14 protein-coding genes and 1 pseudogene are annotated in these 14,084 nt (G+C 35.9%); 10 read left to right on the top strand and 5 right to left on the bottom strand.

Going from position 1 to position 14,084, the window contains the following annotated elements:
• Positions 1 to 140: 140 nt before the first annotated feature.
• The 6 genes from V7183_RS00835 (at position 141) to V7183_RS00810 (ending at position 5,269) form a co-directional block, all read left to right on the top strand.
• Positions 141 to 869: an amino acid ABC transporter ATP-binding protein gene (locus V7183_RS00835; protein WP_438825145.1), complete on the top strand. Its 729-nt coding sequence runs from the start codon at positions 141 to 143 to the stop codon at positions 867 to 869.
• 12 nt (positions 870 to 881) lie between these two features.
• A complete protein-coding gene (locus V7183_RS00830; protein WP_335358422.1) occupies positions 882 to 1,712 on the top strand; it encodes a glutamate ABC transporter substrate-binding protein in 831 nt (276 codons plus the stop codon).
• A gap of 259 nt (positions 1,713 to 1,971) precedes the next feature.
• A complete protein-coding gene (locus V7183_RS00825) occupies positions 1,972 to 2,628 on the top strand; it encodes an amino acid ABC transporter permease (protein WP_097896530.1) in 657 nt (218 codons plus the stop codon).
• Positions 2,629 to 3,273 carry an amino acid ABC transporter permease gene (locus V7183_RS00820; protein ID WP_097896528.1) on the top strand — a complete coding sequence of 215 codons (645 nt, stop codon included), beginning with the start codon at positions 2,629 to 2,631 and terminating at the stop codon, positions 3,271 to 3,273.
• A 210-nt stretch (positions 3,274 to 3,483) separates the two neighbouring features.
• Positions 3,484 to 4,908, top strand: coding sequence for an amino acid permease (locus tag V7183_RS00815; RefSeq protein WP_335358421.1), 1,425 nt, complete (start codon positions 3,484 to 3,486; stop codon positions 4,906 to 4,908).
• The gene (locus V7183_RS00810) at positions 4,886 to 5,269 is read left to right on the top strand and encodes an OsmC family protein (protein ID WP_335358420.1); all 384 of its coding nucleotides are present in this window, start codon (positions 4,886 to 4,888) and stop codon (positions 5,267 to 5,269) included. Before V7183_RS00815 ends, V7183_RS00810 begins: the two co-directional genes overlap by 23 nt.
• 19 nt (positions 5,270 to 5,288) lie before the next feature.
• On the opposite strand, the gene V7183_RS00805 is transcribed toward V7183_RS00810, so the two are convergent.
• Both V7183_RS00805 and V7183_RS00800 read right to left on the bottom strand, forming a co-directional pair.
• Positions 5,289 to 6,677 carry a sensor histidine kinase gene (locus V7183_RS00805; RefSeq protein WP_335358419.1) on the bottom strand — a complete coding sequence of 463 codons (1,389 nt, stop codon included), beginning with the start codon at positions 6,675 to 6,677 and terminating at the stop codon, positions 5,289 to 5,291.
• Positions 6,674 to 7,366, bottom strand: a complete 693-nt coding sequence (locus tag V7183_RS00800; protein ID WP_335358418.1) for a response regulator transcription factor — start codon at positions 7,364 to 7,366, stop codon at positions 6,674 to 6,676. Before V7183_RS00800 ends, V7183_RS00805 begins: the two co-directional genes overlap by 4 nt.
• Before the next feature lie 298 nt (positions 7,367 to 7,664).
• On the opposite strand from V7183_RS00800, the gene V7183_RS00795 reads away from it, so the two are divergent.
• Positions 7,665 to 8,888, top strand: coding sequence for a cell wall-binding repeat-containing protein (locus V7183_RS00795; protein WP_438825146.1), 1,224 nt, complete (start codon positions 7,665 to 7,667; stop codon positions 8,886 to 8,888).
• Between the two features lie 50 nt (positions 8,889 to 8,938).
• Here the strand turns inward: V7183_RS00795 and V7183_RS00790 are convergent, their stop codons facing one another.
• The gene (locus tag V7183_RS00790; RefSeq protein ID WP_335358416.1) at positions 8,939 to 9,499 is read right to left on the bottom strand and encodes an ArsR/SmtB family transcription factor; all 561 of its coding nucleotides are present in this window, start codon (positions 9,497 to 9,499) and stop codon (positions 8,939 to 8,941) included.
• A 97-nt stretch (positions 9,500 to 9,596) separates the two neighbouring features.
• Positions 9,597 to 10,862 carry an MFS transporter gene (locus tag V7183_RS00785; protein ID WP_335358415.1) on the bottom strand — a complete coding sequence of 422 codons (1,266 nt, stop codon included), beginning with the start codon at positions 10,860 to 10,862 and terminating at the stop codon, positions 9,597 to 9,599.
• A gap of 111 nt (positions 10,863 to 10,973) precedes the next feature.
• Between V7183_RS00785 and V7183_RS00780 the strand changes: the two are divergent.
• The 3 genes and pseudogenes from V7183_RS00780 to V7183_RS00770 all read left to right on the top strand — a co-directional run.
• Positions 10,974 to 11,183: pseudogene (locus tag V7183_RS00780) on the top strand (sodium-independent anion transporter); the annotation flags it as partial.
• Between the two features lie 321 nt (positions 11,184 to 11,504).
• Positions 11,505 to 11,927 carry a universal stress protein gene (locus V7183_RS00775; RefSeq protein WP_335358414.1) on the top strand — a complete coding sequence of 141 codons (423 nt, stop codon included), beginning with the start codon at positions 11,505 to 11,507 and terminating at the stop codon, positions 11,925 to 11,927.
• A gap of 142 nt (positions 11,928 to 12,069) precedes the next feature.
• The gene (locus V7183_RS00770; RefSeq protein WP_335358413.1) at positions 12,070 to 12,186 is read left to right on the top strand and encodes a DUF4027 family protein; all 117 of its coding nucleotides are present in this window, start codon (positions 12,070 to 12,072) and stop codon (positions 12,184 to 12,186) included.
• A 115-nt stretch (positions 12,187 to 12,301) separates the two neighbouring features.
• On the opposite strand, the gene opp4A is transcribed toward V7183_RS00770, so the two are convergent.
• On the bottom strand, positions 12,302 to 14,074 hold the full coding sequence (gene opp4A, locus V7183_RS00765) for an oligopeptide ABC transporter substrate-binding protein (RefSeq protein WP_335358412.1): 1,773 nt from the start codon (positions 14,072 to 14,074) through the stop codon (positions 12,302 to 12,304).
• Between the last annotated feature and the right edge of the window lie 10 nt (positions 14,075 to 14,084).

The following is a 14,084-nucleotide window of genomic DNA, read 5'->3' as shown; positions in this document are numbered from 1 at the left end:
ACGAGTGTAGGTTACTTTTCATTCTGCATAACAGGGATGTAGATGTCGAAAAATCAAAATGGATTTATATGGTTATTTTTTAGGGCGTTTTTGAATATAAAAAGAATGTACATGCTTTGTAGGGGGAAGGGGGGAGTATGTTGATTGCGTTTCGTGATGTAAATAAATATTATGGTAACTTCCAAGTTTTAAAAAGTATTAATCTCCAAGTCCAAAAGGGTGAGGTCGTTGTTATTGTAGGTCCTTCAGGATCAGGAAAGAGTACATTGCTGCGCTGTATAAACCAACTTGAAACAATTACAGATGGAGAATTAATCGTACAAGGTGTGGAAGTGCATCATACCAAAACGGATATGAATCAATTGCGGAGAAATATAGGGATGGTTTTTCAGCATTTTTATTTATATCCACATAAAACAGTACTTCAAAATATTACATTAGCACCGATTAAGGTGAATAAGATTTCAAAAGAAGAGGCTGAGAAAACGGCTATGTTTTATTTGGAAAAGGTAGGGATTCCAGAAAAAGCAGGTGCATATCCACATCAATTATCTGGTGGACAGCAACAAAGGGTAGCGATTGCTAGGGGATTAGCGATGCAGCCGGAAATTATGTTATTTGATGAGCCAACATCTGCTCTTGATCCCGAAATGATTGGTGAAGTACTTGATGTTATGAAAGCGTTAGCTAAAGAAGGAATGACAATGGTTGTTGTAACGCATGAGATGGGATTCGCACGTGAAGTAGCAGATCGAATTTTGTTTATGGATGAGGGACAGATTATCGAGGATACGATGCCAACAGCTTTTTTTGTTAACCCAGAGCAGGAAAGGGCACGGTTATTTTTAAGACGAGTGCTAAATCATTAGAGGAGGAACACGATGATTAAAATGAAAAAAATGTTCACCCTTATTGTCTTTGCTTGTTTATTCACGCTTATTGTTGCAGGATGTGGAAATAAAAAAGAAGAGGCAAAAGAAACAAATACAAAACAAGGCGGAGTTGTGGAACAGATTAAGAAACGTGGAAAATTAGTAGTTGGTGTGAAAAATGATACGAATTTGTTTGGATTAAAAAATCCTTCAACCGGAAAGGTAGAGGGATTTGATATTGATATAGCAAAGGCGCTTGCGAAAAAAATTCTTGGAGATGAGAACAAATTAGAATTAAAAGAAGTGACTTCTAAAACGCGTATTCCAATGCTGAAAAATGGGGATATTGATACGATTATTGCCACAATGACAATTACGGAAGAACGTAAAAAAGAGGTTGATTTTTCAGATGTATATTTTAAAGCTGGCCAATCTTTACTTGTGAAAAAGGGAAGTAATATTAAAAGTATTGATGATGTGAAAAAGGGTGTAAAAGTATTAGCAGTAAAAGGATCTACATCTACAAATAATATTCGTCAAAAGTCACCGGAAGCAACGGTACTAGAATTTGAAAATTATAGTGAGGCATTTACAGCATTAAAAGCAGGTCAGGGAGATGTACTTACAACAGATAATGCGATTTTATATGGAATGGCAAAACAAGATGCAAATTACCAAGTCGTTGGGAAAATCTTTACGGATGAACCGTATGGAATTGCTGCTCAAAAAGGTGCAACAGATTTAACGAAAGAGATAAATGATTTAATAAAAGAAATGAAAGCAAATGGAGAGTATGACAAGTTATATGAGAAATGGATTGGTGAAAAGCCAGAGAAATAGATAAATACAAATTGAAAAAACGACATAAAACCTTTCTTTTTAGATGAGAGAGCATCCAATCATGTATAGAAGCGGTCAGATCATCTTCCTGCCCCATGCCAAGTTAAAACAAAGCGAGAAAACGAGTGCAGGTCACCTTTTGTTCTTCATAGTACTGACTTATATGTTGAAAAATAAAAGTGGATTTATATAGATGATAGGAAGAGTGAGAGGATGAGAGATACTCATCCTCTTCTTGTAAAGAAAGAGGGGGGAGCGTTTGCTTGATTTTTCTATTTTGACAAATAATATGGATCTATATTTAGAAGGATTTAAATATACAGTGATGTCTAGTGTTGTAGCGTTAATTGGAAGTTTTATTCTTGGCGTTATGATGGCGGTGATGCGAATTGCGCCTATTCGAGTTCTGAATTGGATTGGTACAGCCTACGTAGAGTTTGTTCGAAATATCCCGATCGTTTTAATTGCGTTTGCGTTTTATTTTGCGTTTCCAGTAATAGGTGTCACATTAAATGGATTCGTTGCGGGAACGGCTGCACTGACGATATACACGGCTGCTTTTATTGCAGAAGCAATTCGGGCTGGAATTATGTCAGTTGCAAAAGGGCAGATGGAAGCGGCACGTTCTTCTGGTTTAACGTATGTACAAGCAATGTATTATATCGTGTTACCACAGGCTATTAAAATTGTAATTCCACCGTTAGGAAATCAATTTCTTAATTTAGTGAAAAACTCCTCTATCCTTGGAATTATTGCCGGAGCGGATTTAATGTATCAAGGAGATTTAATTTCAACGAGAACATTCGTTACATTTGATGTATATATATTTGTCGGTATGTTTTATTTACTTTTAACTGTACCGCTTAGTATGCTTGTGCGTTATTTTGAGAAACGCTTGGCGAAGGGAGCGGTGTAGATGGATTTTCGAGGTGCTTATACAGGGGATCATTTTCTATTTTTATTAAAAGGGTTATTTGTGACGTTAGAAATAGCTGTTATAGCTATTTTACTTAGTTTTATTATTGGTAGTATAGTTGGAACCTTGCGTTATACAAAAATACCTGTTGTATCGCAATTATTAGCTGTTATTGTTGAAATCATTCGTAATTTACCGCTGCTTTTAATTATTTTCTTTACGTATTTTGCACTCCCGGAGGCGGGGCTGAAACTAGAGATTAAAACGGCGGCTATAGTCGCTTTAACGATATTTGAAGCAGCGATGATTTCAGAAATTGTTCGCAGCGGTTTATTATCAATTGAAAAGGGACAAATTGAAGCAGGGCGTGCTTCAGGTTTATCATATGTGCAAACGCTTTGGCACATTATTTTGCCACAAGCATTGAGACGCATGGTACCACCGCTTGTTAGTCAATTTATTTCGTTATTGAAGGACACGTCACTAGCGGTTGTGATTTCATTGCCAGAGCTTATGCATAATGCCCAAATTATTAATGGCCAGAATGTGAATTATATGATTCCTACATTTATGTTGGCTGCTTGTATGTATTTCATTGTGAATTATGGATTATCACTTGTATCTAGAAGATTAGAAATTCGTTAATTCTTACATGCAATGATGGTGTAAGAATATTTTACCTAATAACCCCTTATTTACCTGAAACTAGGATAGTTATCTCTGGATAATGAAAAAATATATTGTTTTATCAGAAAAGTTTTAATTTTATATAGAAATTGTAACCGCTTTCGTGTATATTTTTGTTATCAGAAAATTTTAAAAAGAGATAGAGGGTATTTGTAGGGGAGGATTACGATGCAGCAAACAACGAACGAGAAATTACATCGAACGATGAAGAGTAGACATTTATTTATGATTGCACTTGGAGGTGTAATCGGAACAGGTTTTTTTCTTGGATCAGGCTATACCATTCACCAAGCAGGACCAGGGGGAGCGATTCTTTCTTATTTAGTTGGTGGATTTATTATGTATTTAACAATGCTTTGCCTTGGTGAGCTGACGGTAGCGATGCCGGTTTCTGGTTCTTTCCAAAAATACGCAACGAAGTTTATCGGTCCGGGAACAGGATTTATGATTGGATGGCTGTACTGGCTTGGATGGGCAGTTACAGTTGGTTTAGAGTTAACATCAATCGGTTTAATGATGAAAAGATGGTTTCCATCTGTAGATGTTTGGGTATGGTGCCTCGTATTTGGGGTTATTTTATATATGTCAAATGCTATCTCAGCAAAGAGTTATGCTGAATTAGAGTTTTGGTTCTCAAGTATTAAAGTCATTACAATTATTGCATTTGTTGTTCTTGGAGGTAGTGCGTTATTGGGCTTCTTACCATATGACGGAAAAGAAGCAGCCCCTCTTTTTTCTAACTTTGTGAGCGATGGCGGATTGTTCCCGAATGGAGTGGGTGCTGTAATTCTTACAATGATTACAGTTAACTTTTCATTCCAAGGAACAGAGTTAATCGGAATTGCAGCAGGGGAGAGTCAAGAACCAGAAAAAACAATCCCGCGGGCAATTCGCAATACAGTATGGCGCATTATGTTATTCTTTATTTTAACAATGACGATTTTAGTAGGATTAATTTCATGGAAAGATGCGGGAGTTATTGAAAGTCCATTCGTTGTTGTATTTGATAAAATCGGTATTCCATATGCAGCAGATATTATGAACTTTGTTATTATCACTGCTTTATTATCTGTAGCAAATTCAGGGTTATATGCGGCAACACGTATACTATGGTCACTTGCAAATGAAGGAATGGCACCACTTTCTTTCAAAAGGGTAAATAAGCGTGGTATTCCAATTACAGCGTTAGTGGTTACAATTGCGGTAGCGGCATTATCTCTATTAACAAGTATTTTTGCAGAAGATACGGTATATATGTATTTACTATCTATTGCTGGATTATCAGCAGTTGCAAGTTGGATTATCATTGCATTGTCACAACTTCGCTTTAGAAGTCAGTACGTAAAGGGTGGCGGAAAGGTAGAAGACTTAAAATATAAAACACCATTATACCCGATTGTCCCTATTTTAGCGTTAATTACAAATAGCATTGTTGTCATTAGCTTAGCGTTTATCCCAGAACAGCGTATGGCGTTATATTGTGGTATTCCATTTATTATTTTCTGCTATGTGTATTATTATATAAATAAGAAGCGGCAGAAAATTACGAAAGTGGAGATGGGAACAACATATGAAACTAACAGTCAAGCATGATGATATAAGTACAGAACTTTCACATGGACAATTACAAATTGGCAAAGAAAGCGGGTATACACCGTTAGAATTATTCGTTTCCTCCATTGCGGGATGTAGTGCGATTGTTTTTCGAACGATTTTAGAAAAAAAGCGTATTCCATATGATGTATTTACAATTGAAACTGAAATTGGAAGAAGTGAAGTTTTACCAAGACCGGTGGAAAGTATGCATTTGCACTATAAAATAAAAGCAAAAGGAATTACACAAGCACAGTTAGAGAAGGCATTAGAACTTGCAGTGAAGAATTGTACGATCGCTCAATCCGTGAAAGAGAGTATAAAGATTACGGAAACAATTGAGTTAATTGAAAATGAGTAAGAGAAAAAAGAGAGTAGAATCATATAGATTCACTCTCTTTTTTTAACGGTAAAGTAATAGTAAAACAAGTCCCTTCATCTATTTTGCTTTCAACAGTAATATTTCCATCATGTAGTTCTACGATTTCTTTGACAATGGTAAGTCCTAATCCAGTGCCACCAGTAGCACGAGATCTTGCTTTATCAACGCGATAAAAGCGTTCAAAAATGTGAGGAATATTTTCTTCTGGAATGCCTTCACCTGTATCTTGAATGGAAATTTCAATATGTGTTTGATGGTCTGTGACAGAGATTGTAATCTCAGAATGTTCAGCTGAATGTCTATACGCATTGGTTAAAATATTAACGATAACTTGTTCAAAGCGTTGCTCATCAAGAGGTATAGAGAGTGAAGAAGGGCATATTAAAGCAACGTTGATATGTTTTTCTTCAGACATAATATTTAATTTTGTAACAATGCGAGTAAGAAAGGTTTGTAAATGTACTTCCTTTACTTGAATCGAAAAATTGTGCTTTTCCAGTTGAGCAAGCAAGAATAAGTCTTGTACTAAATTAGTAATATAATCAGATTCGTCTTTGATAATCGTTAAATATCTTTGGCGCAGCCTAGGCGATGTCTCTTCTTTTAACACGATATCTGCATATCCTCTTACATAAGTCAAAGGTGTTCTTAGTTCATGAGCGATGCTTGCTAAAAATTCACTTCGTTCTTTTTTCATATAATGTAGATCACTTGCAAGTGTTTGAATAGACGCTGCAAGTTCGCCAATTTCATCGTTTCGAGTAGTAGTTAAAGAGACAGATAAATCACCGCGACTCATTTTTTCAGTAGCATGCTTCATACGAAGGAGCGGTTTTGTTAATAAGCGTGATAGTAGGAACATTGTAATAGCTGTTAATATAAAAGTAACGATACCGGCAATGATAAACTGCTTTGTTAGTCCATCAATCATTTGTTTAATCGAACTTGTTCGATTGAACATGTACACATAACCTTCTGTCTTTCCTTCAATTACAATAGGGCTAACTGTACATATATAATTAGCGGTTTTCCAATGATTTTCTATGATGGTTCCGTTACGATTCGTACTTGTTGTCATTTCTGTAATATGTTTCTTGATAGTAGAATCGATCTGATTCGACTTAGCCAATACCTTTTTATCAGCATTTGTAATGACGACCGTTGTTTCAGCTTCTGACTCCATTAATGCGACATGAGAGATTGTTTGCGAATCAAAATACTTCTCAAGTACATCTCGGTGGCTGTTTCCACGCTTTAATAATGCTGTCATCTCTTCATTTACTCTTGTATTGACAAGGCTGTAGTAAAGTGATAAAAATAGGACGCTTTCAATTAAAAGGGTAACAATTAAAAAATAAAATCCAAGTTGAATAGAGATTCGTTTCATTGCACTACTCCTTTGTTTTCAGTATCAATCCATCGATAGCCAACCCCATACACTGTTTTTAAATGTGCATCAATTGGAAAATCGGCCTTTCGTAATTTATCACGTAAATTACGAATATGAGAATCTACGGTACGATCTTCTGTATTTGTGTTCAGCCCCCAAATTCGTTCAATGAGTTGATCACGGCTGAGTACATAATTTACATGGCGCAAAAATAATCCAAGTAAAGAAAATTCAATTGGTGTAAGCAAAATCTCTTGTTCATAAACAGAAATAAAGTGTTTTGCCTCGTCCCATAAAATCCCTCTATATTGTATTTGCTCATGCTCATTCGTGCGGCGCAGGACAGCTTCAATTCGTGCGAATAGCTCATCTTCATGAAAAGGCTTCGTTATGTAATCATCAGCTCCGATTTTTAATCCTTGAACAACATCTATCGTTTGGTCTCGAGCGGTCACCATAATAATAGGGATATTGCTAAAGGAACGGATTTTTTTGCAAGTTTCCCATCCATCCATTTTCGGCATCATAATATCGAGAAGAATGAACTTAAAACTTTGGTTTTCTATATAGGAAATAGCCTCTTGCCCTGAAGTTACAGAGATGCAGTTATATCCTCTAGGAGTAAGATATAGGGTTAATAATTCTAGCATTCTTGGTTCATCATCTACGAGTAGTATATCAATCATAGAAGTATCCTCCATATTTGTATTCGTTATCTGCATGAACTGGCAGTAAAAGCCCAATTGGTCAGGGCTAATAATCAGTGTGGGGTGAAGAACTCCCCACTAATTTTATATTCAACTTTATATATATAGTGTAACGCAAAATCGTGAAGAAATGGTGCAAATTATGATGCGTCTGCATAATTTCTTCAAAATTGCTTGTTATCGTATAATTGAAATTTACATTTTAGGTAAAGGATATAGGCTTAAAAATGATGGATATGGAGGGGATATAGTGAAAAAAATAGCTCGAGTTTTGAGTATGACAATAATTGCAACGATTGGACTTGCAGCGTGCGGGCAAACAAGTACGGAACAAAAGAAAACGGAAGGTGCAAAAGAGCAGAAGAATGAGCATCAGAAAGAAATGAAAATGAATCATGAAGCGATGGCACCGAAAGAAATGAATGCGAATGCATCGAGTAACTTGTTGACAACAAGTTTAAAAAATATAACAAGACTGAATACAAATGATCCTGTGCAAATGGCAGTATTAACATCACAGACAATTTGGCCAGCGACTCATAAAGAGAATCAACCGGGAGCAGTGATTTTAGTGCCAGCTAACCAGTGGCAACTTGGGATTGCCAGTGCGGATCTTATTCATCATCCAAACAATGGACCTATTTTATTTATAAATAAAGAAAGTATCCCAGAGGCTACGTTACAAGAAATTAAACGATTAAATCCGCTCGGAACAAAAGATGGAACGCAAATTATGGTGATGGGGGATGTAGAATCTTCTGCATTAGACCAATTGAAAGAATATAAGGTAAAACAAATAAAAGAAACGGATCCAGCGACTTTTGCGAAAGATGTTGATAAAGAGTATGCCGATATAACAGGGAAGTACCCAGATAGCGTTATTATTGGTTCGTCTGAAGAAGAAGGCCGTTTATATACAACCCCAGCTGTGAACTGGATTGCTCATATGTGGGAGCCCCTTTTATATGTAGGAAAAGATAAAGTGCCAGAAGCGACAATTGAGGCGTTAAAAGCAAGAAAAGGGAAGGCGAATATATATGTTTTAGGACCGGAAAAAATTATTTCAAAAGAGGTAGAGAAACAGTTAGAGAAGTATGGGAAAGTAACGCGTATTAGCGGAGAAACTCCAACAGAAAACTCTATCGCCTTTGCTAAGTTCAAAGATGAGAAAACGAAATTTGGCTGGGGATTCACAAAACCAGGACATGGCGTTTCATTTGTTTCAACAGAAACACCAGACTTAGCAATTGCTGGCGCGCCGTTTTCGCATATGGGGAAACATGCACCCGTCCTATTATTAGATAAAGGAAAAGTTTCGCAACCAGTGTACGATTTACTGGCAACAATACAGCCGAAGTTTAAGGATGATCCAACGTTAGGACCATATAATCATGGTTTCGTATTGGGGAATACAGAAAATATTTCGTTTGAAACGCAAGGGATATTAGATGAGAAATTAGAGATTGTCCAGGAGAATGGTGAGGGGCATGGTGGACATTAAGTGAGAAAGGTGCTGGGATGGAGCAGCACCTTGTCTTTATAAAGAGGTAATTAGTCATCTATGCGATAGCTCATGATGACATAAGCATAAGTATTTGTTTTACTAGATTTCGCTTTTTTACTAGAAGGAGAAACTGAATTTACAGTGTCTGTATCTTGTGATGGTTTTAATTGTTTCGTAATGTTATCACATGTTTCCGCCCATTCTTCCTCGGTTTGGTTCTCATACATAGTACCCAAAAAAGCTGGTTCCTCGTTCACATCATCTTTCATATTTAAGTGAATTTTTTTTAGACCAGTTTCAATAATATGTCTTGTATGACTTATAATTTCGTCACTATGCTCTTTTTGAAGGTTATCGGATAAAGTATATACGGTATTTTTTGCTTGATAGTATTTTTCAGTTAAATTACCGATTGCTTTCGTTTCCACAACTTCTAATACGCCAGCTTCTTCTAGCTTTTTGACATGATAGTATAGGCGGGATTGTTTTTCATTTAACTTTTCGGCAAGTTCTTTCACAGTAATTGGTCGTTCTGCTGCGTAGTGTAGAATGCTTTGACGCTTCGGATCACATAATAATTTATATAATGCAAGTTCGGTTATATTCATAAAAATGACTCCTTCAACGTGAGGATTTGTTTGATTATTAAAATAATAACACGTCTATTGTCATTACGTAATGATGAAGGAGAAAAGAATCCATTTATTAAAAAGTTACTTCCGTTGCTTTCGTTTCTATAGATACATTTCGAATATGAGGATTTTTAAAGGCAATTCCAGCTCCTAAAAAGAAGAATATACTTCCTAGTAGAATAAGTAGTGTAATTCCATAAGCATCTGCAAGCCATCCGCTAAGGAGCATTGTAATCGGCATGGATGAAGTAAGGATAGTACCCGCTAAGCCATCAATTCTTCCTCGATAACTTTGATCTACAAGAAGTACCGTAATCGTTTCATCAATCACCATGAATAGAGTAAGAAAAAAGGAGATGATGAATAGAAAACATAGAACTGTCCAAATAGACATGGAAAGCGCAAGCCCAACCATAGCGAAAGCGGACAAGAAAATGCTTCCGCTTAATAGAAATCCTTTTTTTAACCTCTTTCCGATGTAACCTGCGAGGAACCCACTAATAATACCTCCAATTGTGTAGCACATACTCATGATTCCAAGACTTTCTGGGCCACCTGTAATTTTATAAGCGAGAGCAGGGAATATTGGATTTAATAAACCAGCACCAATATTTACGATAAATCCAATAAAAATAAGTCCTTTTATATAAGGATATGCGTGAATATAGCGCCAACCTTCTTTTATATCTTGAATCCAATTTACTCTCTCTTTAGAAATGGTCTGATGCTGGCCTGAGTGAGCTGGAATCTTTGCTAGCATGACACAAATGGCTACGAATAAAAATGTAAAGGCATTAAGCGTGATAGAAAAAGTAGCACCGAGCCAAACAACCATAAAGCCAGCGAGACCATGGCCGATAAGATGAGCTGTTTGATTGACGGCCTTAAATTGTCCGTAATACTTTGCATAGTTTTCTTTTCCAACGATTTCGGGTAAAACAGATGCTTCAGTTGGCCCTAAAAAAGTTGTTAAAACATTTAAAAGAAAGGTAGAGAGTATGGCGATGTAGAGTGAAATTTGATGGGTAGACAGATAAATGGCTAATATACAAAGTACAACAATACAAGAGGCAATATGGGTCAAAAAAAGAATTGCTTTTCGATTATATCGATCTGCAAAAACACCAGCTATTGGTGAAATAATCATTTGTGCAACCATCATAGCAATGAGAACAAATGCAGAGTCGAGTGTGGATCTGTTTGTTATAAATACAATCCACATAATAGTCATAGAATAAAAGGCGCTGCCGATACTGGAAACCGCATTTCCAAGCCATAGTAATAAAAAGGAGATGTTTTTGTAAATCGGTATTTCTTGCCTTACAACATTATTGTTCATTCAATATTACACCCTTCCATTAAAATCTATTTAACCGTTAAAATAAATTTTAATGGATATCCCTAAAAGTTTCAATAAAATTCTGAAAAAACTTTCTTTTTAGGTAGAGAGATAATTATGGTGTCTATTGAAACATTTGATTGGAATTCTGTATTAACCCTTCATAAAGTTCCAAAAGGTAATACATTTGTTATGATTGTAATAGCTGTCATTGTTCCCATAACACATAATTTAGGTCTTGATGTTATTGTTGGTAAGGTAATTAGTGCTGTCCTATGTGCAATAAACATGAAAAAGATTCACGTGAAACATTTACATGTATGGGATAGCTGTAGCAGCAATTGACAAAGCTGCTATGATGGACGAGAGTATCAGGCCATGCATAGCAGCGTTCAGGGCCTCTTCCTGCCGCATGCTAGGGTAAAACAAAGGGAGAAAGCAAGTGCAGGTCATGTCATGTCATGTTTTATTCTGCATAGCAGCGATCTATATGTTGAAAAATTAAAATGAATGTATATAGTTCGCAGAATTAGCTACTTATAATAAGCAAACTGCTAGTGAAAGATGAATCCCCTTTTGGAAGGCCAGAAAGGGGGTTTTTGTATTATAATACGATTATGATACTGAAAGGGGATTCAGCATATGTACAAGCAGATTATACTAGCATGCGATGGTTCAGGATATGCGTTTCGTGCAGCGAAACATGCGGCACGTATTGCGAAATATGATACAGAAGCAAACGTTGAAGTTGTCTATGTCGTAAATAACGGAACTGCGAAAACGGATATTATTCAAGGGGAAACAGATATAGAAACAATTGCAGCTAGTAGACAAGATAGATTAAGAGAAATAGAGGCAATATTACAGCAAGAAGAGGTGCCATATAAAATTACTATTTTACATGGCGATCCAGGGGAGACACTTGTTCAATACGTAAATACAGGAGACATTGATCTTGTTATAGTAGGGAGCAGGGGATTAAATGCATTGCAAGAAATGGTACTTGGTAGTGTCAGTCATAAAGTAGCCAAACGAGTGAAATGTCCGGTGATGATTGTAAAGTAGCAGGCAGCAATGATGCTGTCTGTTTTTTAGTAGGTAGAAATCTTACAATATTGTAAGACAGTTGTTAGCAAAATCGATGTTTTGAACTTTCTTCTATTGATAAAATAAAGATATCAAATGAACGAATGGGAGGACGAAAGAAATGAAAGCATTGCAAAATTTATCGTATAGTCAAGGAGTAAGTATTATCTGTTTAGGAGGTTTTACGGGTTCTGTCATGCTGGCTATTGCTGTTAAGATGGTTCAACACATGTTTTAAGAATATGGATTGTACGAATAGAAGGGAAATGATGATGATAAACTGCAAGAAAGTAATACGTACAAATAAAAACTAGCTCCTAGCATATATCTCAGTGCCAGGAGCTAGTTTTATTTTATTTCTCTAATTCAGGTTTTTCGCTTGTAACAGTAACATCTTTCCATGTTAATTTTGCACCAGGAGCAATGTCATAGTTTTTAACACGATTGTTTACGCCTGTTAATTCAAATTGATAATGAAGTGGGATCATTGGTACTTCATCATGCATTAATTTTTGCCATTTATCGTATACGTCTTTACGGTATTTATCATCAATAGATTTTTCAGAAATACCTTCGTTTAGTAATTCAGTATTTTTGTCATTTACCCAACGTGTATAGTTGAAGGAAGCGTCTTTTGCCCAAAGGCCAGAAAGATCAGGATCAGAACCTGTACCAAAAGCGGCACTAAAGATATCAACTTTTGGATCGTCTTTCTTAATCATATCGTAGAATGAGTTAAATTCGTGTAAACGACCATCAAGAAGTTCAACTTTTAAGCCGATATCTTTCCAAGATTGAATAAAGAATTTTGCAAGTGGCTCGCTTGTTTCAGTACTATTCATAGCTAAGAAATTAATTTTAAATTCTTGCCCTTTTGGATCCTCACGAATTCCATCGCCATTTGTATCTTTATAGCCAGCTTCATCTAATAATTTTTTCGCTTTCTCTACATCTTTATCATATGCACCAACATTGTTGTTATGGAACTTTGGCATAGATGGTGGAATTGGTGAGTTAGCTGGGAAACGAAGTCCATGAAAGACTTTATCACCAAGTTCTTTACGATCGAGTGCGTATGCCATTGCTTGGCGTAAGCGAACATCTTTAAATTTATCATTATCCATTACAGCTTCTTTTTTCTCTTTGTCCATATGTCCAAATTTAAATCCGATATAGCTATAATACAGATCCGTTACACCAATTAATTGTGTATTTTTCAATTTACTTACGTTTGGATATTGATCTGCATCTACTTTTGCAATGTCAATATCACCTTTTTTCAATGATGCATTTACGATAGATGGATTCACAACTTTTAGTGTTAAATTTTTAAGTTTCGGTTTTCCACCCCAGTAATCATCAAAGCGTTCAAATTCAACAGATTCACCAGGAACAACTTTCTTCACTTTAAATGGACCGAAACCAATTGGATTTTTACGCACTTTATCGGACTCTGCTAATTTTTCAATTGGTACATCACCTAAATACTTTTTAGGAGTAGGAGATGTCCAAAGGCCTGTTTTCATAGAAGCGTTTACTTCTTTAAAAGTGATCGAAATTGTTTTTGGATCAAGGACTTTAACACCAGAGATTTTGTCTGTTTTACCAGCATGATAGTCTTCCATTCCTTCAATCATTTGCATTTGTGTATCGTAACGAACACCGGTATATTTACTATTCCCTATAATTAGGTAAGAATATTCTAAATCTTCAGCAGTTACAGGGTTACCATCGTGCCATTTCACGTTATCTTTAATCTTAATTGTAATTGTTTTTTTATCATCTGAAATTGTATAAGTTGCAGGACCTTCATTATTAATTTCCCAGTTTTTGTCTGTATATAATAAGTCTTCATCAAAGAGTTTGATAACTTCATAATCTGGGTTACCTGAATACATAACTCTGCTTAAAATACCTTCAAATGGTGTTTTTGAAACAAGAGCGTATGTGAGTGATCCATCTTGAACTTCTTTTTTATCATTTTTAACAACAGTACTAAATTTATCTGTTTCTGCTTTTTGTGTACTGCTCGTTTTTTTACTGCTATCTCCGCCCCCACACGCAGATAGTAGTAACGTTGAAATTGCAAGTGTGCTTAATACTTTGTAGAATTTTGGTTTACTCATAATCGTTCCT

This window comes from Bacillus sp. JJ1127 (assembly GCF_036965845.1).
Taxonomy (GTDB): domain Bacteria; phylum Bacillota; class Bacilli; order Bacillales; family Bacillaceae_G; genus Bacillus_A.
The sequence above is the reverse complement of the archived record's forward strand: the minus strand, read 5'-3'. Positions and strand labels throughout refer to the sequence as shown.